This is a genomic window from Clostridium sp. C1, assembly GCF_018223625.1.
Taxonomy (GTDB): domain Bacteria; phylum Bacillota_I; class Bacilli_A; order Erysipelotrichales; family Coprobacillaceae; genus Allocoprobacillus.
On record NZ_CP073631.1, the window covers coordinates 1,016,505 to 1,036,740 of the forward strand.

Annotated in this window: 24 protein-coding genes and 1 other annotated feature; all 24 genes read right to left on the reverse strand. The window is 33.3% G+C overall.

The window, feature by feature from the left end; translation table 11 throughout:
* Positions 1-37: 37 nt before the first annotated feature.
* Complete coding sequence (locus KEC48_RS05550; RefSeq protein WP_211964815.1) at positions 38-511, reverse strand: helix-hairpin-helix domain-containing protein; 474 nt, start codon at positions 509-511, stop codon at positions 38-40.
* 27 nt (positions 512-538) lie between these two features.
* Positions 539-1,537 (reverse strand): Holliday junction branch migration DNA helicase RuvB, encoded by a 999-nt coding sequence (ruvB, locus tag KEC48_RS05555; RefSeq protein ID WP_087357362.1) that lies wholly within the window; start codon positions 1,535-1,537, stop codon positions 539-541.
* Between the two features lie 10 nt (positions 1,538-1,547).
* Positions 1,548-2,114, reverse strand: coding sequence for a Holliday junction branch migration protein RuvA (gene ruvA / locus KEC48_RS05560; RefSeq protein WP_211964817.1), 567 nt, complete (start codon positions 2,112-2,114; stop codon positions 1,548-1,550).
* 84 nt (positions 2,115-2,198) lie between these two features.
* Positions 2,199-3,485: a GTPase ObgE gene (gene obgE / locus KEC48_RS05565; RefSeq protein WP_087357428.1), complete on the reverse strand. Its 1,287-nt coding sequence runs from the start codon at positions 3,483-3,485 to the stop codon at positions 2,199-2,201.
* A 57-nt stretch (positions 3,486-3,542) separates the two neighbouring features.
* Entirely contained in the window at positions 3,543-3,824 is a 282-nt protein-coding gene (rpmA, locus tag KEC48_RS05570) for a 50S ribosomal protein L27 (protein WP_205088962.1), read from the reverse strand.
* A gap of 7 nt (positions 3,825-3,831) precedes the next feature.
* On the reverse strand, positions 3,832-4,155 hold the full coding sequence (locus KEC48_RS05575) for a ribosomal-processing cysteine protease Prp (protein ID WP_087357365.1): 324 nt from the start codon (positions 4,153-4,155) through the stop codon (positions 3,832-3,834).
* Positions 4,155-4,505 (reverse strand): 50S ribosomal protein L21, encoded by a 351-nt coding sequence (gene rplU, locus KEC48_RS05580; RefSeq protein WP_087357366.1) that lies wholly within the window; start codon positions 4,503-4,505, stop codon positions 4,155-4,157. The genes KEC48_RS05575 and rplU overlap by 1 nt, the downstream gene beginning before the upstream one ends.
* A gap of 21 nt (positions 4,506-4,526) precedes the next feature.
* Positions 4,527-4,595, reverse strand: a sequence feature (ribosomal protein L21 leader region).
* Positions 4,596-4,665: 70 nt separating this feature from the next.
* Entirely contained in the window at positions 4,666-5,571 is a 906-nt protein-coding gene (locus tag KEC48_RS05585; protein ID WP_087357367.1) for a tyrosine recombinase XerC, read from the reverse strand.
* Positions 5,564-6,853: a methylenetetrahydrofolate--tRNA-(uracil(54)-C(5))-methyltransferase (FADH(2)-oxidizing) TrmFO gene (gene trmFO, locus KEC48_RS05590; protein ID WP_087357368.1), complete on the reverse strand. Its 1,290-nt coding sequence runs from the start codon at positions 6,851-6,853 to the stop codon at positions 5,564-5,566. Before trmFO ends, KEC48_RS05585 begins: the two co-directional genes overlap by 8 nt.
* A 35-nt stretch (positions 6,854-6,888) precedes the next feature.
* Positions 6,889-8,964, reverse strand: a complete 2,076-nt coding sequence (gene topA / locus KEC48_RS05595; RefSeq protein ID WP_211964819.1) for a type I DNA topoisomerase — start codon at positions 8,962-8,964, stop codon at positions 6,889-6,891.
* 49 nt (positions 8,965-9,013) lie between these two features.
* Entirely contained in the window at positions 9,014-9,778 is a 765-nt protein-coding gene (gene dprA / locus KEC48_RS05600; protein WP_211964821.1) for a DNA-processing protein DprA, read from the reverse strand.
* 92 nt (positions 9,779-9,870) lie between these two features.
* Positions 9,871-10,629, reverse strand: a complete 759-nt coding sequence (locus KEC48_RS05605) for an aminoglycoside adenylyltransferase domain-containing protein (protein WP_211964823.1) — start codon at positions 10,627-10,629, stop codon at positions 9,871-9,873.
* Positions 10,629-11,258, reverse strand: a complete 630-nt coding sequence (locus tag KEC48_RS05610; RefSeq protein WP_211964825.1) for a ribonuclease HII — start codon at positions 11,256-11,258, stop codon at positions 10,629-10,631. Before KEC48_RS05610 ends, KEC48_RS05605 begins: the two co-directional genes overlap by 1 nt.
* Positions 11,243-12,130, reverse strand: a complete 888-nt coding sequence (ylqF, locus tag KEC48_RS05615) for a ribosome biogenesis GTPase YlqF (protein WP_211964827.1) — start codon at positions 12,128-12,130, stop codon at positions 11,243-11,245. The genes KEC48_RS05610 and ylqF overlap by 16 nt, the downstream gene beginning before the upstream one ends.
* Positions 12,131-12,142: 12 nt before the next feature.
* Positions 12,143-12,685, reverse strand: coding sequence for a signal peptidase I (lepB, locus tag KEC48_RS05620; protein ID WP_211964829.1), 543 nt, complete (start codon positions 12,683-12,685; stop codon positions 12,143-12,145).
* Between the two features lie 95 nt (positions 12,686-12,780).
* Positions 12,781-13,125, reverse strand: a complete 345-nt coding sequence (rplS, locus tag KEC48_RS05625) for a 50S ribosomal protein L19 (RefSeq protein ID WP_164483533.1) — start codon at positions 13,123-13,125, stop codon at positions 12,781-12,783.
* 116 nt (positions 13,126-13,241) lie between these two features.
* Entirely contained in the window at positions 13,242-13,961 is a 720-nt protein-coding gene (trmD, locus tag KEC48_RS05630; RefSeq protein ID WP_087357431.1) for a tRNA (guanosine(37)-N1)-methyltransferase TrmD, read from the reverse strand.
* The gene (gene rimM / locus KEC48_RS05635) at positions 13,951-14,454 is read right to left on the reverse strand and encodes a ribosome maturation factor RimM (protein ID WP_211964831.1); all 504 of its coding nucleotides are present in this window, start codon (positions 14,452-14,454) and stop codon (positions 13,951-13,953) included. Before rimM ends, trmD begins: the two co-directional genes overlap by 11 nt.
* 42 nt (positions 14,455-14,496) lie before the next feature.
* Positions 14,497-14,748, reverse strand: a complete 252-nt coding sequence (locus KEC48_RS05640; RefSeq protein WP_087357373.1) for a KH domain-containing protein — start codon at positions 14,746-14,748, stop codon at positions 14,497-14,499.
* Between the two features lie 14 nt (positions 14,749-14,762).
* The gene (gene rpsP, locus KEC48_RS05645; protein WP_087357374.1) at positions 14,763-15,035 is read right to left on the reverse strand and encodes a 30S ribosomal protein S16; all 273 of its coding nucleotides are present in this window, start codon (positions 15,033-15,035) and stop codon (positions 14,763-14,765) included.
* A gap of 68 nt (positions 15,036-15,103) precedes the next feature.
* Entirely contained in the window at positions 15,104-17,422 is a 2,319-nt protein-coding gene (locus KEC48_RS05650; protein WP_211964833.1) for a cation-translocating P-type ATPase, read from the reverse strand.
* A 76-nt stretch (positions 17,423-17,498) separates the two neighbouring features.
* Complete coding sequence (gene ffh, locus KEC48_RS05655) at positions 17,499-18,890, reverse strand: signal recognition particle protein (protein WP_087357376.1); 1,392 nt, start codon at positions 18,888-18,890, stop codon at positions 17,499-17,501.
* 11 nt (positions 18,891-18,901) lie between these two features.
* Positions 18,902-19,258 (reverse strand): YlxM family DNA-binding protein, encoded by a 357-nt coding sequence (gene ylxM, locus KEC48_RS05660; protein ID WP_211964835.1) that lies wholly within the window; start codon positions 19,256-19,258, stop codon positions 18,902-18,904.
* Entirely contained in the window at positions 19,227-20,207 is a 981-nt protein-coding gene (gene ftsY, locus KEC48_RS05665; RefSeq protein WP_211964837.1) for a signal recognition particle-docking protein FtsY, read from the reverse strand. Before ftsY ends, ylxM begins: the two co-directional genes overlap by 32 nt.
* Between the last annotated feature and the right edge of the window lie 29 nt (positions 20,208-20,236).

The window sequence follows — 20,236 nt, forward strand, 5'->3', positions numbered from 1 at the left end:
CATAATAAAGCCGTTGCATAATAAATGACATGATATCTTATAAGCATAGATGTTCTCGCAATCTTAAATAAGTTTTTTCACCAATACCATTAATATTCATAATATCTTCAATCGTTTCAAAAGGTTGTTGCTGACGATAATCGATGATTTTTAAAGCAGTCTTTTCTCCTACACCTTCTAAAGTCATGAGTTCTTCCTGTGAAGCATGATTTAAAGATACAGCTCCCTCATGAAGGGGTGGTAGATAAAGTCGACTTTCATCTTCAACTTTCTTATTCATAACCAAAGACTGCATATTAGCCTTTGGAGATACTCCAACTTCATCCACAAGTTCTTGGATAGTTTTTTCTCCTTCAAATTCGTATTTTCCATTTTTTAAAAACTCTCCTTCTAAAATCACATAAGATAAAGACACAACATTTTCCTTTACAACCTCAGGTTTTTGAAAATCATAAACAATAGAACAAATCATTAAAACAACAAGTCCAATTATCTGATATATTTTTTTCATGTTATTCCTCCAAACAAAAAAAGAATCCTAAGATTCTTTTGAAATATGAAAATGCTGATACGCCAATTCTGTAACAACACGCCCTCTTGGTGTTCTTTTAATTAAACCTTTTTGTAAGAGATAAGGTTCATAGACATCTTCCAATGTTAGTGGTTCTTCGCCAATACTGGCAGCAATAGCTTCTAAACCAACCGGTCCACCACGAAAACGTTGAATAATTCCTAATAGATATTTATGATCCACATCATCCAGTCCCAGCTCATCAACTTTTAAAGATTGTAACGCTTCAATTGTTCTTGATTTCGTAATCGTATCATCCCCATTGTATTGAGCAAAATCTCTGACACGACGGAACAAACGATTAGCAATACGTGGTGTCCCACGTGAACGTCTGGCTAGTTCTCTTTTGGCTTGTTCATCCATATCCATATGATAAACTTGGCTCGTACGATCAATGATCGCTGTCAATTCACTTTCATTATAATATTCAAGTTTAGATACAATACCAAAACGATCCCTTAAGGGAGCAGACAAATCTCCAGCTCGTGTTGTCGCTCCAACCAATGTAAAAGGAGGTAAATCAATTCTAATGGAACGTGTAGAAGCTTCTTTACCAATCACAACATCGACATAAAAATCTTCCATCGCTGGATATAGAATTTCTTCAACAACTTTATTTAAACGATGAATTTCATCAATAAATAAAACATCGCCCGGTTCCAATGATGTCAAAATAGCAACCAGATCACCAGTCTTTTCAATACTTGGTCCCGTTGTGGCTTTCAAATGTGTCCCCATTTCATTAGCTATAATCATTGACATCGTTGTTTTTCCTAAACCGGGTGGACCATATAATAACACATGATCTAAAGTTTCATTTCTTAATTTAGCTGCTCCAACAAAAACCTTGAGATTCTTTTTTAAATCAGTCTGACCAATATATTCATCAAAGGATTGTGGTCTTAACTGATTTTCTTCATCTTCAATATGTTCATTTGTATCTAAAATACGTTCATTCAAATCCATAGCGACCCTCCTATAATTTTACTAATAAACCTAATGCTTTTTTTACATAACCATTTGTATCCAACGTTTCATGAACAAGCGTATTCATCACACGATCCACATCCTGTTTCTTATATCCCAGTGCAATTAAAACTTCAATTGCTTCATCAAACTCTACTGATGTCATAAGCATTGGAGATATCTGTACATCAAATTTACCTTGTAAATCTAAAACAATCTGTTGTGCTGCCTTTAGTCCGATACCCGGAATCTTTCTTAAATAACTAATATTCTTAGATTCAATAGCTGATATAATGGCCTGAACATCTCCAGTTGCTAAAATACCAATGGCTGTTTTACAACCAATGCCTTTTACAAGAATCAGCTTTAAAAATAAATCTTTTTCTTCCAGTGTCAAAAAGCCAAAAAGAGCAATGCCATCTTCTTTGACCTGCTGATAAACATAGACCAATGTTTCTTTACCACGCTGAAACTGATAAGGATTGGAAACATAAATCAAATATCCGATTCCTTGATTATCAACAACAATATGATCTTGACGCATATCCACAATAATACCTTTTATATAACTATACATATTAAAACTCCCATTTCATAATATCCTCATCATTATAGCACACTTTTAAGGCAAATAAAAAATGAGAAACATTTTTTCTCATTTTTATTCATAAAATTCAAATTCAAAATCTAAAATAGATACAGTATCTCCTGCCTGAACACCAGCTACACGCAAAGCATCATCCAAACCAATATGACGCATCTTTTGAGCAAAGCGTTTGATACCGTCATCACTTCCCAGTGAAGCCATCTGAACAATTTTTTCAACACGTTCACCTGTTACGTGCCATTGACCATTACCCATATTATGAATTTCAAATCCAATTTCATCTGGTTTTTGATATGTATATAAAACAGTATTTTCTACTTCCTCGTCTTGAGAAGCAAATGATGGTGTACGGTCCAATAAATCAGCAATCGCATATAAAACCATGTCTACACCTTCTTGAATCAACGCAATCACAGGAAAAACAGGAATATCTTCACCAAGTTGCTCTTTAAAACGTTTTAAATTTTCTTCGGCTTCAGGTTCATCCATCTTATTAGCCACAATAATCTGAGGTCTTTCCAATAAACGATATTTATATTCACCTAATTCTTTATTAATAGCCAGATAATCCTCATAAGGATCACGACCTTCACTACCACCCATATCAATCACATGAACAATCACACGACATCTTTCAATATGACGTAAAAATTGATGACCTAACCCTTTTCCTTGACTGGCTCCTTCAATTAATCCCGGTAAGTCAGCCATGACAAATGAACGACCATCTTTCGACTGTGCTACACCTAAATTAGGTACAATCGTCGTAAAATGATAATCAGCAATTTCTGGTCTAGCACGTGTTACAACTGATAGAAGCGTTGATTTCCCAACTGATGGAAAACCTACTAATCCCACATCTGCAAGTAATTTTAACTCACAGATTAAATTGTATTTTTCACCTGGTTCTCCATGTTCACAAATAGTTGGAGCTGGATTACGGCTTGTCGCAAAACGGGCATTTCCACGTCCACCACGTCCACCTTTAGCGATAACAGCTCTTTGTTTATCTTGTGTTAAATCCGCCAGAACACGACCACTATCTTCATCATAAATAACTGTTCCTACAGGAACTTTTAAAATCATGTCTGCCCCATCAGCTCCATGCATCTTTTTTGCCATTCCCTGACCACCATTTTTTGCTTTATACTCACGGTGATATCTAAAATCCAATAAAGTCGATAAAGAAGTTGTGGCTTCAAAAATGATACTGCCACCTTTTCCACCATCACCACCGGCTGGACCACCTTTAGGAACATAGGCTTCTCGACGAAAAGCAACAACACCATCGCCACCTTTTCCAGCTTCAACATATATATGTACCTTATCAATAAATTTCATCTTTTCACCTTCTTTCTCTTTTTTCAAAAAAAAGAACCCCTCTATAAGGGATTCCTATTAAGCAGCTGGGTAAACAGAAACTTTCTTTCTTGATCTTCCATCTCTTTCAAATTTCACAACACCATCTACTTTTGCAAATAAAGTGTCATCTCCACCTTTTCCAACATTTACACCTGGATGAATTTTTGTTCCTCTTTGTCTGTAAATGATAGAACCAGCAGTACAGAATTGCCCATCAGATAATTTAGCTCCTAATCTTTTAGATTTAGAATCACGACCATTCTTTGTTGATCCTACCCCTTTTTTAGAAGCGAATAATTGTAAATCTAACTTAAACATCATGGTTTCATACCTCCATCTTCTCAATTTTCATGTATTTTGAATAAGATTCCTCAACCGTTTTCAGCATCACTTCAAATGTCCCTAGCACCACTTGAATCTGTTCGTTGTCTTGATGAACCTTTATATCAATCAATCCTTCTTTTAAATCTATTGTTCCTAAATGCTGTAATAAAAATTGATATTGAACCAAAGTGTTCGCTATCCCAACACAAATTGTACTCACACCAGCACATACCAAATCCTTACCATATTCAGCACTTTGTGCATGACCTGAAACAGTCACCTGCACAATCGATTGATTATGTTTTTTGATTACTGCTTTAATCATTATTCAGCAGCTTCACTAGCTTCTTGTTTTGCTTTTCTAGCTGTTTTTTTAATATCTTTGATCACTAATTTTGTATAAGGTTGTCTATGTCCTTGTTTTTTGTGATAATGTTTCTTAGGATTGTATTTATAAATTAATACTTTCTTTTCTTTTCCATGTTTTTCAACTTGTGCTGTTACAGTTGCTCCTTTAATATAAGGATTTCCAATTTTATTTGTTTTATCTCCAATAAATAAAACTTTATCTAAAACAACTTCTTCTCCTTCAGCAACATCTAATTTTTCAACAAAAATAGTATCTCCAACTTCAACTTTTAATTGTTTTCCACCAGTTTCAATAATTGCGTACATGATGTACCTCCTTCTTTTCTATAATAATCTCAGACTCGCCAATCAAGGCAGCTATGCTTTAATACCTTGCATGTGCGGTTGTAGCTAGAGGTCTACAACATGAGTATATTATCATTTTATCATCTTATCGTCAATATTTTTTTAAAACATTCTCATTTCTTTATTGATTTCTTGGATGAGAATGATCATAAACCTCTTTTAAATGCTGATTGGTAATATGAGTATAGACTTGGGTTGTTGATAAATTGGCATGTCCTAACAACTCTTGAACAACACGAATATCAAGACCCTGTTCCAATAAATGAGTCGCAAAAGAATGACGAATCGTATGTGGATGAATCTTCTTAGTTGGATCATAATTTTTTACAACCCGATCCACAATATCTTCAACACCACGATTTGTAAGTGGTTTTCCTAATTTATTAACAAATACATAGTTATGATCTTGATGTGCTTTCATCATGATTTCATAACGATCATTTTCAATATAATCTTTCAGCCACTTGGCAGCCAAATCATGAAAAGGCACATAACGATCCTTCCCACCTTTTCCATGAATAAACAATAACTGTCTGGAAAAATCAATTTGTGACAACTGCATTTCAACGACTTCCAGACAACGTAGCCCTGAGGCATACATCAATTCCAACATAGCTTTATTACGACGCCCTAAAACTGTATGTGTATCAATACTATCTAATAAATCCAGCATTTCATCCATATAAAGAAAGTCTGGTTGACGCTGTGGTTCTTTTAAAGACTCAACCAAAAGGAATGGATTATCATCAAGCAATTCTTCTTTTTGTAAATAACGATATAATCCTCTTAAACTGCTCATTTTATGATTAATCGTTTTAGGTGATAAACTTTTAGTATGTAAATATGCCAGATAACCTCTTAAAAAAGAATATTGAACAGCCCCAAAGCTTTCTATACCTTCACGATGACAATAGTCAATAAATTCATAAATATCTCTTTGATACCCCGTAACTGTTAAAGCAGAATACTTTTTGACATATTGTAAATAAGACAAGTAGTCATTTGCCATTTTTGCAAAATCAGACATGACTTAAAAAATCCTCCATCACTGTTATTGCACGATTTGCATAAGCTTCTTTACGTTCTTTTTTCTTCACACGTGTCAAAAGATCTGGCAAAATACCAAAATTAGCTTTCATAGGTTGAAAATTATTTTCATCCCCATGTGTAATATAATAAGCCAATGATCCCATCACTGTTTCACGAGGGAAAATAAGCAGTGGCTGTTTTTGTAAATATCTTGCCATATTCATTCCCGCAACCATACCACTTTGCGCAGACTCTACATATCCTTCTACTCCTGTCATTTGTCCAGCAAAAAACAAATCATCACGATTTATAAATTGATAAGTTTCTCGAAGATAACGTGGCGAACATATAAAGCAATTACGATGCATCACACCATAACGCACAATTTTCGCATTTTCTAAACCGGGAATCATATGAATAATACGTTCCTGTTCTCCCCATTTTAAATGTGTCTGAAAACCAACGATGTTGTATAATGAACCCACTGCATTATCCTGTCTTAACTGAACAACCGCATAGGGTCTTTGTCCGTCTTTTTCTAATCCTACTGGTTTCATTGGTCCAAAAAGCAATGTCTGTTGACCACGTCTGGCAATTTCTTCAAAAGGCATACAACCTTCAAAAAACTTTTCTTCAAAATCTTTGGGTTTGACAACTTCAGCATTGATTAAAGCATCATAAAAAGCTTCAAATTCTTCTTTGGTCATTGGACAATTAATATATTCGGCATCACCTTTATCATAACGAGATTTCATATAAGCTTTTGAAAAATCAATACTTTCTTTTTCAATGATAGGAGCTGCCGCATCATAAAAATAGAAATAATCTTGTTGTAATAAATCTTGAATCTTTTGTGACAAATGAGTACTTGTCAACGGACCTGAAGCAATGATTGTCGGTCCTGCTGGAATCTCAGTAACTTCTTCTCTTACAATCTCAATAAGAGGTTGAGATTCAATATATTCAGTAATCGCTTTTGAAAAACCCTCACGGTCAACAGCCAGCGAACCACCAGCTGGTACTTGATGTTCCCTTGCAAATTTGATAATGAGGCTGTTATTCATTTCCATCTCTTTTTTTAAGACACCCACTGCATTATTTAATCCATCCGCTCTTAATGAATTAGAACAGACCAGTTCCGCAAAATATTCTGTTTTATGAGCTCCCGTTGTCTGATGTGGACGCATTTCATAGAGGCGAACAGGAATCTGACGTAAAATCAGCTGATGTGCCGCTTCCACTCCTGCTAATCCACCACCAATAATATTGACTCTTTCCATATTTTTTCCTTTCTAAAAAGTCCCATATGGGACTTTTATTTAATAATTGTTTTGCATTTTGGATAAGCTGAACAAGCTTTAAATTCTCCAAAACGTCCTTTTTTAATGACAATAGGACTACCACAATTAGGACAAACTTCATCCGTCATAACTGGTTCAGCTTTCTTCTTTTCACTTTTAATATATTTACATTCAGGATAATTAGAACAAGCTTCAAACTTGCCATAGCGTCCTGTCTTATACACCATTGGACTACCACATTTTGGACAGTTTTCTCCTGTATATTCAATCGTTTCTGGCTCTTTTTTAATATACTTACAAGTTGGATAATTTGAACAAGCAACAAATGAACCATATTTTCCTTTACGAATAACTAAATCCCCACCACATTCTGGACACGTTTCTCCTGTTTTTTGTGGTTGAATCTGCTCCATTTTCTCATAAGCATTAGCAAGTAATGGTTCAAACTTATCTTCAAAAGTTGTTAAAGCATGTACATAATCATCATGCCCTTCCGCAATTTCATCTAACTCCTGTTCCATTTGTGCTGTATATTCAACATTAATAATACTATCAAAAAATTCAACCAGTTTATCATTCGTTAAAATACCAGATTCAGTAGGTTTAAATGCCTTATCAATGACTTCAACATATTGTCTTGTCACAATTGTATCAATAATACTTGCATAAGTACTTGGACGTCCAATTCCTAAATCTTCAAGTTCTTTAATCAATTTTGCTTCACTATAACGTGCTGGTGGTTTTGTAAAGTGTTGTGACTTTTGAATATCTTGGCTTAAAAGTTTTTCATCCACCACAACTTCTGGAAGCAATTCATCATTTTGCTTTTCATAAGCTCCATAAACTCTTAAATATCCATCAAATTGAATAACCGAACCACTCGCTCTAAATTCATAGCCATTGTTATCTAATGAAAGTGTTGTTGCATTTAACTTAGCCGGTGCCATCAAAGAAGCCATCGCTCTAGCATAAATTAAAGCATATAATTTATATTCATCATGACTTAAATATTCTTTCACACTTTCTGGTGTACGCATAATACTTGTTGGTCTAATTCCTTCATGGGCATCTTGGACATTTTCTTTTTTCTTAGAAACCTTGACATTACCTACATAATCTTTTCCGTATTTTTCACTAATATACTGCTTTGTTTCATGAATAAAACTTTCTGATAAACGAATCGAATCCGTTCTCATATACGTAATCAAACCAACTGTTTCATTTCCAATATCTACCCCTTCATAAAGCTTTTGAGCAATCATCATTGTACGTTTTGCCTTAAAGTTTAATTTAGAAGAAGCTTCCTGTTGTAAAGTTGATGTAATAAACGGTGGTTTAGATGCACGTTTCTTTTGTGATTTTTTAACATCACTAACAATAAATTCTTTATTTAAAGATTCATATACCGCATTTGTTTCTTCTTCATTATGAAGTTCAATCTTATGATGATTATGTTTAGCCAATTCAGCTTCAAACATGATATCATCTTTTTCAAAGACAGCTTTGACTTTCCAGTATTCTTCTGGAACAAACGCTTCTATTTCTTTTTCTCTTTCACAAATCAATCTCAATGCCACTGATTGAACACGTCCAGCTGATTTTGATTTAATCTTCTTTTGTAATAATTTAGAAAGTTTAAATCCAATAATACGATCTAAAACCCTTCTTGTCTCCTGAGATTTCACAAGATTCTGATCAATTGTACGAGGATTTTTTAAAGCATTAATAACAGCATCATGTGTAATCTCATTAAAAACGATACGATTCGTTAAAGTTTCATCCAAGCCTAAAACTTCAGCCAGATGCCATGAAATAGCTTCCCCTTCACGGTCAGGGTCAGTTGCCAAATAAACATAATCTGCTTCTTTGACACATTTCTTCAATTCCTTAACAACATCTTTTTTATCCTTATTAATGACATAATGTGGTTTAAAATCATTTTCCACATCAACTCCTAAACCACCTTTTCCAGTGGTTGCCAAGTCCCTAATATGTCCTTTTGATGAAGTCACTTCAAAATCAGCACCCAAATACTTTTGAATTGTTTTTGATTTTGAAGGTGATTCGACAATCACTAAATTCTTACCCATCATATTACCTCCTACGTGTTTTCTATTATTAAGTCTTTTTTCTAATTTGTCAACCATAATCTTCATCTTCCATAATATCCTGAGCACTTGAAACAAGTCTGGCTCCCTGTTTAATCAATTCATTACAACCTTCATAATCATCAAAACGTCCGGGAATACAATAAATCTCCTTTCCCTGTTCTAAAGCATAACCTGCAGTAATCATTGTTCCACTTTTCTGTTTGGCTTCGCTAATCAATAAACTATAGGACAGGCCAGCAATAATACGATTACGAAAAGGAAATAGACGCTTTTGTGGTGCCGTATAAAAAGGATACTCACTTAAAACCAATTGATGTTCTTTCAGTTCCTCATATAACAATCCATTTTCCTTAGGATAGCAATATTCAATCCCAGTTCCTAGAACAGCAATTGTTTTCCCACCATAAGCAATCGCATTCTGATGAGCTACTGTATCAATACCTCGTGCCATTCCACTGACAATGGTATACCCATTTTGAACCAAATCTTTCACAAAAAGATGCGTTGCACGTTTCCCATAATCACTCATCTGACGCATTCCTACCACACCAATCGTCTTTGTTTTCAACAAAGATAAATCACCATAGTAGTATAAAACAAATGGTGGACAGTTAATCTGTTTTAATAACTCTGGATACTCATCACTAAAGATTGTTATGTACTGACATTTCATTTGTTTTATTAACTCCACTTTTAATCTTTCATTCACTCTTTCTTTATTCATTAAAGCATTATAGATTTTTTGAAAATCTCCATTATACTTTAAAGAAAAATACAATACTAATTCTTCCATATAATTACCCTCCTATTATTTATATACGCAAAAATTTTGTATTTTTCTTTTTTTCTATGAAAATTTTTTTAAAATTAAAAACAACCATCATTTTATTGGTTGTTTTGAATCATATAAGAAACATTCTTAACAAATAATCTTATTTCATCATTGACTTGCATAGTTTGATTTCCTCTATAACATGATAAAGCCTGTAAAATAATTGCATGATTTTTCTCAGGCAAAAACTTTAAAGCGTATAATGCCCCTTGTTCCTTTGACAAATACAAATGTGACTTGACGTAAGCAAGAATACGACATAATGAAAGAATAACATACATAGGTTGATTTTCCACATCATGCATGTAACTTGCCATATCATAATATAAACTCTCTAAATAATATTTTTCTGGAACAGGACAAAAAACATCTTTAATATTTTGTCCCCCAATAACTTTTCCAAAACGATAAACAATCGTCATATGTGCTGCCAAATCTCGATCAATCCCATTCATTGTACAAATATAATCTAATGGATCATCAAGATACTTTGATAAATGCATTGGGGAAAAATGCAATTCATAAGGTGTGGGATACTCAAAATTTTGACAATACTGTTTCAAAACAACACTTATTTCTAAACCATGTGGTAAAAGATTATGAAGTTTAATAATTTCTTCCATAAGTTTCTCTTTTTGCTTTCGAGATAAAGCATATTCTACAACCAGTAATACATCAACATCACTTTTTTGCGGATGAAAACATCCAAGTGCCAAAGAACCGTGCAAATAGACTCCTACATATTGATGGTTTAAAAATGTTTTTATTTTTTGACTAAATTCCTTTAATAATAAAAATATTTTTTCTTCCATTATTCATCAAATAAACTTAATTGTTGATTTAACATTTCAATAACTGGCTGAAAAGAACGTCTATGAATAGGAGTCACTCCATATGCTTTTAAAGCTTCTTTATGTTGTTTTGTGGGATAGCCTTTATGTTTTTCAAAACCATATTCGGGATAAATCTTGGCATAATCATTCATGATATGGTCACGTGTCACTTTTGCTAAAATACTGGCAGCACCAATACTCAAAGACTTGGCATCCCCTTTGACAATCGCCTGATGTTCAATCACATCACCTAGTGGCATAGCATCTGTCAAAGCATAATCTGGTCGAATAGAAAGATGATCAATCGCATCAATCATCCCTTTTTTACTGGCTTGATAAACATTAAGGCGATCTACATCTGCAACATCAATAATTTCAATCTGATAGGCCAATGCTTCTTGAATAATAATCTGATAGAGTTCTTCACGCTTTTTTTCAGTAAGTTTTTTAGAATCGTTAATCTTATCATTATAATATCCTTGAGGGAAAATGACTGCTCCTACAACTAAAGGTCCTGCCATTGGTCCACGTCCTGCTTCATCCAGTCCTACAATATATTTTTTTCCTAAATCATAAGCCTGTTGTTCAAACTTTAAACGTTCACACATGAAAGATCCTCCCAAGTGATTTTTCCAATACTACCATCATTAATTTCACTGAAGAAAACTACCATAACTCGATCATAATCCGTTTCACCTTTTAAAGGTTTGATTTTTCTCACTTTAGCAATATGATCAAATGCATCAACAATCCAGTTTTCATTTTCTAAATCAATTTCCAATTGATATCGGTCTTTTAATAATTGAGGATAATGCAAAGATAAATAACGCATGGCCGCAATAAATAAATCATCTAAAGGTAAAATACTTTGTTTAATTGAACCAAGTAAAGCTATGTTTTGTGCAACATGTGCATCATCTAATTTAGGCCACAAGACACCCGGTGTATCAAACAATTCAAAATCTTTCGCAACTCTAATGATTTGTTGTGCTTTTGTCACACCCGGTTTATTCCCCGTGACTGTTGCCTTTCGATTAGCCAGTCTATTAATAAAAGTAGATTTACCTACATTAGGTATTCCTAACACCATTGCTCTCATAGCACGTGGTTTTAAACCTCTGGCTTTTTCTTTTTCCATTTTATCCTTTAATACATAACGACATTTTTCAATGATTTTTTGATATTCATTAAAATTTTTCAAGTTCACACTCATAGCCTGATAACCACATTGTTCATAATATTGTACCCATTGTTTGGTATATTGATCATCAGCCATATCTTTTTTTGTTAAAATGATAAAACGAGGTTTATTTTTGATGATTTCATTAATCATTGGATTTTTAGAAGAATACGGAGCACGTGCATCTACCAGTTCAATCACAATATCAACAACTTTGATTTTTTCACTGATTTCCCTTCTGGCTTTTGCCATATGACCCGGAAACCAATGAATATTCATTTTTGTATTTTCATTAGCCATAACGACACCTCCTTAATCAATCCACTGAATATCAGAAAAAGGATAAATCACTAACCCTTTCATACCAACAATATCATCTAATCGAAAAGGTCCTAATTCTCTTGAATCTGTTGAACGCAAACGATTATCACCCATTACAAAATATTCACCATCTGCTAAAGTCACTTCAAAATCATCAGTAAATTGATCAACATTATAAGTCATTTTTGCTTTTTCAACAAAATCATCATCTAAAAAATCTTGTTCAATATGATTTCCATTAATATACAATTCATCATTCATAAACTTCACTGTTTCATTAGGTAAACCAATCACTCTTTTAATGATTTTTTCATTCAACTGTTGACTATTTAAAACAACGATATCAAAACGTTGAATATTATCTTCTTGAATACCTGTTGCATTAATCATAGCAATACTGTGATCATGGAGAGTATTCTCCATTGAAACGCCCTCTATTCTCACAGGAATAACGACAAATTTAAAAATACCAATTGTCAGTGCAATCACAACAATAATTTCAATAAGAGAAATATATATTTTCTTTTTATTCACACTTATCGCTCCTCGTATCATATTCAAACACTTTTTATTATAACTTTAAATAATCAAAAAGGCTAGAAAAAAAGTATGGGAAAATCCCATACTTCCTATTTGCGAATTTCTTTAATTCTTGCAGCTTTTCCAGATAATCCACGTAAGTAATGTAATTTAGCTCTACGTACTTTACCAATTTTAGCAACTTCAATTCTATCAATAATTGGTGAATGAAGTGGGAAAACTCTTTCTACACCAACTTGGTAAGAAATTTTTCTGACTGTAAAAGTTTCAGAAATTCCTCCACCTTTTCTAGCGATACAAACACCTTCAAATAACTGAGTACGTGTTTTGTCACCTTCTTGAATTTTAACATAAACTTTTAAAGTATCTCCAGGTTTAAAATCTGGAATGTCATTTCTTAATTGTTTTTTTGTAATTTCTTGTACTAATTGCATATTCATGATATGACTTCCTCCTTCACAATATTTATCTACGAAGTTCATACGTTATGTAACCAGCGGAGCTTCTGCGTCCAAAGACTTAAAGATATTATCATTTTTCATCATGAAAATCAATCTTTTTTTGTGATTTTCTCTAATATTTTCAATTCTTCATCACTCAACACTCTATTTTTTAATAAATCTGGACGTTTGAGATAAGTTTTTCTTAAAGACTGTTCTAAACGCCATTGACGAATATTTTCATGATGACCACTCATCAAAACATCTGGAACACAATTGCCATCGTATTCATAGGGACGGGTATATTGAGGATATTCTAACAACCCTTGACTAAATGAATCATCTTCGTGTGAAGCTTCACGAATAGCACCATCTAATAAACGAATAATCGCATCACAGCATACCATACTGGCTAATTCTCCACCCGTTAAGACATAATCACCAATTGATAACTCCATATCCACATAATCACGGATACGTTCATCGAAACCTTCATAATGACCACAAATAAAGATAAGATGTTTTTCCAAAGACAACTGATAACTTAACTGCTGATGGAGAGTCTGACCTTGTGGTGACATTAAAATCACAAGACTGTCAGGAGTTGTCAATGTCTTTAAACAATCAATAATAGGTTGACACATCAAAACCATCCCCTGTCCTCCACCATAAGGATAATCATCTACTTTTTTATGTTTATTATCAGCAAATTCACGAAAATTATGAATATGAACATCCACAACCTGTGAATCAATAGCACGTTTGATAATAGAAGTCTTTAAAAAGCCATCAAACATCTCTGGAAACAATGAAAGAATATCAATCTTCATCATAGAAACCTTCAATCAAATGAACATCGATACGTTGATGTTCAATATCTTCATTTGTTATAAAAGCATCCACATAAGGAATCATGATTTTTTGTTGACCTTGTACAACTAAAATATCATGATGATCATATAATTGAACATCTTGAACTTTCCCAATATATTTTCCATCATTATAGACTTCGCATCCAATAATATCACTAATATAATATTCATCTTCGTCCAACAGACTTTCATCCTTCATCGCATAAAGTAAACATCCCTTATACTTTTCAACTAAATTAATGTCACGATAACCTTCAAAAGTCACAAGAATATGTCCTTTATGAATGCGATATGAAGCTACAGTCATTTCCATCTTTTGTCCCTGATAATCAATAAAAAGCTGAGCTCCTCTCGCAAATCTTTCAGCCACAAAATCCGTTGAAGATTTCACTTTTAATTCTCCTTTAATACCATGTGTATTGACAATTTTACCCACAATCACTTGATCCATAATGAGCCTCCCTGATATAAAAAATAGATGTGCCAACCACATCTATTCTCCATAAGATTCAAATTTGATGTCTAATTTTTGATGATTTAAACGTCCACTTACTGACATAAATTGACGTATAGAATTAGCCATCATACCTTTTCTACCAATAAGTCTTGCAATATCACTCTTTGAAGCATAGACATATAATACAATTGTATCTTCATCTAATGAAGGCATCTGTCTGACTTCCAATTTATCTTTTTCAACAACAAGTTCTCTTGCAAGATCCTGTAAAGTTTTGACGTAATCCACTTTTTATCACCAGCTTATTTTTTTGCTTTTAAATCAGCAAATTTTTTCATAATACCTTTTTGGCTTAATAAGTTTCTTACAGTATCAGATGGTTGAGCACCTTTGCTTAACCAAGCTAAAGTTTCTTCTTCTTTAATTGTGACAACTGCTGGATTTTGTCTAGGATCATAAGTTCCTAATTGTTCTAAGAAACGTCCATCTCTAGGCATTCTTGAATCAGCTGCTACAATTCTATAAAATGGTGATTTTTTTGCACCCATTCTTTTTAATCTAATTTTTACTGCCATTAAATTTTCCTCCATTTATTGATTTTGCTTTCCTAGTATAACACATATAAATCATCTGTCAAGTATTTTTACTTAACATCTTTTGTTTTTAGCGAAATGATATATCTTACAACTTCTTTAAATAATAGACCAATACATGTAATGATGATTGTTAAAATCATTTGAGCATATGTCAACATTGTTAAATGTAATAACTGATGGAACAAGATAATTGCCAAGATAAATCCTAAAACCATTGTCACACAGACAAACAGACGTAATTTATTCATTGGAAAACTGCTGACAATGACTGCCTGCATACTTATACATGCCAGTGCCAGATACATCATTGTTACACTTTGTTCCATTGGAATATGGAAAAGTGGACGTCCTGTATAAATTAATAGGAAACACAATAAAACACCTGAAGCATGAGGAATTGTATTTTTAAAAACTGTTGGTAAAAATTTTCCTTTGATTTTGTGTGTTTGAGGCTCTAATAATGTTAAAAATGATGGATAAGCTTCAATAGCAAAGTCAATCAAAGTAATCTGAATAGGAATAAATGGAAATGGAATATTACAGATAGCACAGGCAATCGTTAAAATAATAGAATATATGGTTTTAATAAAGAAAACACTTGCAACTCTTGTTAAGTTATTAACAACACGACGTCCTTCTAAAACAACATGAGGTAAACATGAAAATTCTGAATTCAATAAAACAATCTGTGATAACTGTTTGACTGCTTCACTTCCTTCAGCAATCGCAATACTACAGTCCGCTTCTTTTAAAGCCAACATATCATTGACACCATCACCTGTCATTGCGACAGTATGTCCCTGTCTTTTTAAAGCTTCTACCAGCCATTTCTTTTGTTGAGGTGTCACACGTCCAAAGACAGAATATTGGTTGACCAATTCATCCATATGACTTTGTCCGTTTTGATATTCACTCATATCAATATAACGATCATAATTTTTTAACCCAGCCATTTGAGCAATTTTAGAAACGGCCAAAACATGATCTCCTGAAATGATTTTAACATCAACCCCTTGACTATCAAAGTACGCTAATGTTTTTTCTACATCTTTACGAATCATGTCTGTTAAAATAATCGCCAATATAGGTGTTACTTCTGGTAATGTTTTTTTAGCATCAACAATATTTTGAGTATAAGCAATAATAATAACACGTTTTCCAGATTCAATTTGCTGCATTAAAGAAGCAGGTAATTCTTTCATCAAACGTTCTGGCGCTCCCATGACAATGCTTCCAAAACCCTCAAAAGTCATAGCACTCCATTTTCTCTGTGAAGAAAAGGCAACTTTCTGACTTGGCAGATGATGGTCATTCAATGTGAAATCTTCACATATCGCCTGATATGTTGCATTATTATCATCACTATAATGCAAATAAGAACCAAAATAATCTAAAAATTGTTGAGAAGGTTGAGTAGATAAATTCTCTACTTTTTCAACTTTCATTTTTCCATTAGTAATTGTCCCTGTCTTATCCAAACATAAAGTATCGACATGAGCCAATGTTTCTAAAGAATAAATATCTTGAATCAATATTTTTTGTTTTGCCAGTTTAGTAACCCCAGCTGCTAAACTAACACTCATTAATAAGACAAGACCTTTCGGTAACATTCCTAGCAATCCTGCTGAAGAACTAATAACGGCTTCTGATAAAAGATCATGTCTTAAAAAATAAGCTTCTAAAAACAAAATAATACCTAAAGGGACAATCATAAAGCTTGTCACTTTTGTAACTTTTCGCATTGAGTTTAATAACTCTGATTGTAATTCCTTTGCCTTTTTGACTTCATTTGTTAAACGTGATGTATAATTATCATCCCCAACATGAATCACTTGAGCATAACATTTTCCACTAATAACACTACTTCCTGAAAGCAGACTGCTTTCTTTTGTTTTATGAATAGCATCAGATTCTCCTGTCAATAAAGATTCATTGGCTTCAATCTCACCATCAATCACAACACTGTCACAACAAATCTGATCTCCTGCCTCTAAAACCATCACATCATCCATAACAATTTCGTTGACATCAATAGTCTGTTGTTTTTGATCTCTTAAGACTTTGACATGAGGAATCATTAATAACGATAATTCATCAACCAGTTTTTTAGCATGAATTTCCTGAATAATACCAATACAGACATTCGTAATAATAATAACAATAAAAACCAGATTTGACCATGCTCCAACAAGGGCTAAAGCAATCGCAATCAAAACATTTAATAAATTAAATAATGTACATATATTTTCACGAAAAATCTGTGCATAACTCTTACTGATCGTTTTTTGTTGCTGATTAACAGCACCCGCTTGCTGACGCTCGAAAACCTCCTGCTGGGTTAAACCATATTCTCGCTTTTGTTCCATGATAAACATTCTCCATTTCCAAAATTCATATTTATATAAAAGACTTATTGATTATAACATCAATAAGTCTTTTTGACTATCTTTTCTTTTTCTTCTTATGTCTTTCTTTTTTACGATTAGGATTGATAGGTGCACGTTTTTGTGGCTTTTGCGTAGGTAACCCTGTTGTTGGATCAAGATTACCCATTTGTTTCATCATCTGTTTAGAAGCTTCAAACTGCTTTAAAAGACGATTGATATCTGCAACGCTTCTTCCACATCCTTTCGCAATTCTTTCTTTACGTTTGGCATTTAAAATAGAAGGATCACGTCTTTCTTCCAACGTCATCGAATAAATGATAGATTCTGTCATTTTTAACTTTTTATCAGTATCTTCATCATTGATCTGTGGCATTTTAGGCATTCCAGGAATCATCTTTAAAATACCTGATAAAGGTCCTAATTTACGAACTTGATGCATCTGTTCAAGCATATCATCCAAGCCAAATGTTCCACGTTTCATACGTTCAAAAGTTTTCATTGTTTCTTTTTCATCATAAACATCTTGAACTTTTTCAACTAATGAAACAACATCCCCCATACCCAAAATACGATCAGCCATACGATCAGGATAGAACAAATCAATCGCATCTAACTTTTCACCTGTCCCAATAAATTTAATAGGAACATGTGTAATATGACGAATAGATAAGGCACCTCCACCACGAGAATCCCCATCTAATTTTGTTAAAACTGCCCCTGTAATTTGTAAATGATCATGGAATGATTGGGCAACATTGACAATATCCTGTCCTGTTAAAGCATCGACAACCAATAAAATTTCATTAGGATGAACAATATCTTTAATATTTTGTAATTCATTCATCAAAGGTTCATCAATATGTAAACGTCCTGCTGTATCGATCAAAATCACATCATGATGATTTTGTGAAGCATATGTCATAGCTTCACTCACGATTTGTTCAGCTTTGACATCAGTTCCTTTTTCAAACACTGAAATATCTAGCTGTTCTCCTAGTGTTTTTAACTGATCTACTGCTGCAGGACGATAAATATCCGCAGCTACCAGCAATGGATTTTTACTATATTTTTGAGCCAGTAATTTAGCGATTTTTCCAGATGTTGTTGTTTTCCCTGAACCTTGTAAACCAACCATCATAATGACAGTAGGCTTAGAAGATAAATCCAATTCACTAACAGTAGTCCCTAATAATTCTACCAGTTCATCATGAACAATTTTAACAACAACCTGTCCCGGTTTTAATGACCCCAGTACATCTTGTCCTAAAGCCTTTTCTTTTGTATTAGCAATAAACTCTTTAACAACCTGAAAGTTAACATCTGCTTCAAGTAATGCCAAACGAATTTCTCGAAGCATTTCATCCATGTTTTCTTCTGTTAAAGTCGCCTGTCCTCTAATCTTTTTTAAGCTCTCCTGCAATCTTTCTGAAAGAGATTCAAAAGCCATAATTCATCCTCCTATATTTTCTTCAACATTTCTAAATAATCCTGCAACTCACTACCTATTTGTTGATTTTCAATCTTTTCAATCAAAGCCATACGTTGTAAATGTTTCTCCATCAAATGAAGTTTGGCTTCATATTCTTCTAAACTTTTTACTGCACGTTTCAATTGATCATAAACAGCATTACGAGAAACATGAAAATCATCAGCGATTTCTGATAAAGACAAATCTTCTTCATAATATAAAGACAGATATTGTCTTTGCTTATCTGTCAACAAATCTTCATAACAATCCATCAACAAATTCACACGTTGTGTTTTTTCCAAATCCACAGTCATCTTATTTCTCCAATAATCCTTTACATAAACCATAAATATATTGTTCAAGATCAAATTCCTGTAAATCATCCATTTGTTCTCCAAGTCCAACAAATTTAACAGGAATATTCAAAGCATCTTTAATAGATAAAACAATACCTCCTTTGGCTGTTCCATCCATCTTTGTCAAAACAAGACCAGTAATATTCGTAATTTTAGAGAATTCCTGTGCCTGTGAAACACCATTTTGACCTGTTGTGGCATCAATAACCAATAACGTTTCCTGTGGTCCTTGAGGAACAACACGTTTAATGATACGGTTCATCTTTTCTAATTCATTCATTAAGTTGACTTTATTTTGTAAACGTCCTGCTGTATCACAAATAAGAACATCGATATTTTTTTCTTTAGCGCGTTTTAAAGCATCAAAGACAACCGAAGATGGATCACCACCCTCTTTTCCTTTGACACATTCAATTCCTAAACGTTTGGCCCAGACATCCAGCTGATCAATCGCTCCAGCTCTGAATGTATCACCAGCTGCAACCATAACCGTTTTGCCTTCATTTAACATCATATGAGCCAGTTTTGCTATCGTTGTTGTCTTTCCAGCCCCATTGACACCAATCATTAAAATCACAGTTAAATCCTCAGAGTCATAATTAATCTTTGTTGTCATATAAGAATCATTAGCATAAATGACAAACATTTTATCAATAATAATTTCATTAATCTCCTTAGGATCCCTTATATTCTGTAAACGTACTTCCTTCTTGATTTCATCAACAATTGTCATCACCATGTTGACACCAACATCACTCATAATCAAAATATTTTCAAGTTCTTCAAAATAATCATCATCAATTTCACGATAACGTGCTGCTAATTCATTGATTTTTGAAGAAAAAGATGTATTTGATTTATCTAAACCAGCAACATATTTATCATTTTGCTTGGCAGACTTTCCCACTAATGTTTCTTTAATTTTACTAAAAAAACCCATAGACATCCTCCTCAAGTTGATTGACATAT

Coding starts and splice junctions, on each gene's coding strand:
- KEC48_RS05550 (WP_211964815.1), bottom strand. CDS start 511: ATGAAAAAAATATATCAGATAATTGGACTTGTTGTTTTAATGATTTGT.
- ruvB (WP_087357362.1), bottom strand. CDS start 1,537: ATGGATTTGAATGAACGTATTTTAGATACAAATGAACATATTGAAGAT.
- ruvA (WP_211964817.1), bottom strand. CDS start 2,114: ATGTATAGTTATATAAAAGGTATTATTGTGGATATGCGTCAAGATCAT.
- obgE (WP_087357428.1), bottom strand. CDS start 3,485: ATGAAATTTATTGATAAGGTACATATATATGTTGAAGCTGGAAAAGGT.
- rpmA (WP_205088962.1), bottom strand. CDS start 3,824: ATGTTTAAGTTAGATTTACAATTATTCGCTTCTAAAAAAGGGGTAGGA.
- KEC48_RS05575 (WP_087357365.1), bottom strand. CDS start 4,155: ATGATTAAAGCAGTAATCAAAAAACATAATCAATCGATTGTGCAGGTG.
- rplU (WP_087357366.1), bottom strand. CDS start 4,505: ATGTACGCAATTATTGAAACTGGTGGAAAACAATTAAAAGTTGAAGTT.
- KEC48_RS05585 (WP_087357367.1), bottom strand. CDS start 5,571: ATGTCTGATTTTGCAAAAATGGCAAATGACTACTTGTCTTATTTACAA.
- trmFO (WP_087357368.1), bottom strand. CDS start 6,853: ATGGAAAGAGTCAATATTATTGGTGGTGGATTAGCAGGAGTGGAAGCG.
- topA (WP_211964819.1), bottom strand. CDS start 8,964: ATGGGTAAGAATTTAGTGATTGTCGAATCACCTTCAAAATCAAAAACA.
- dprA (WP_211964821.1), bottom strand. CDS start 9,778: ATGGAAGAATTAGTATTGTATTTTTCTTTAAAGTATAATGGAGATTTT.
- KEC48_RS05605 (WP_211964823.1), bottom strand. CDS start 10,629: ATGGAAGAAAAAATATTTTTATTATTAAAGGAATTTAGTCAAAAAATA.
- KEC48_RS05610 (WP_211964825.1), bottom strand. CDS start 11,258: ATGTGTGAACGTTTAAAGTTTGAACAACAGGCTTATGATTTAGGAAAA.
- ylqF (WP_211964827.1), bottom strand. CDS start 12,130: ATGGCTAATGAAAATACAAAAATGAATATTCATTGGTTTCCGGGTCAT.
- rplS (WP_164483533.1), bottom strand. CDS start 13,125: ATGCAATTAGTACAAGAAATTACAAAAAAACAATTAAGAAATGACATT.
- trmD (WP_087357431.1), bottom strand. CDS start 13,961: ATGAAGATTGATATTCTTTCATTGTTTCCAGAGATGTTTGATGGCTTT.
- rimM (WP_211964831.1), bottom strand. CDS start 14,454: ATGGATCAAGTGATTGTGGGTAAAATTGTCAATACACATGGTATTAAA.
- rpsP (WP_087357374.1), bottom strand. CDS start 15,035: ATGGCAGTAAAAATTAGATTAAAAAGAATGGGTGCAAAAAAATCACCA.
- KEC48_RS05650 (WP_211964833.1), bottom strand. CDS start 17,422: ATGGAACAAAAGCGAGAATATGGTTTAACCCAGCAGGAGGTTTTCGAG.
- ffh (WP_087357376.1), bottom strand. CDS start 18,890: ATGGCTTTTGAATCTCTTTCAGAAAGATTGCAGGAGAGCTTAAAAAAG.
- ylxM (WP_211964835.1), bottom strand. CDS start 19,258: ATGGTTTATGTAAAGGATTATTGGAGAAATAAGATGACTGTGGATTTG.
- ftsY (WP_211964837.1), bottom strand. CDS start 20,207: ATGGGTTTTTTTAGTAAAATTAAAGAAACATTAGTGGGAAAGTCTGCC.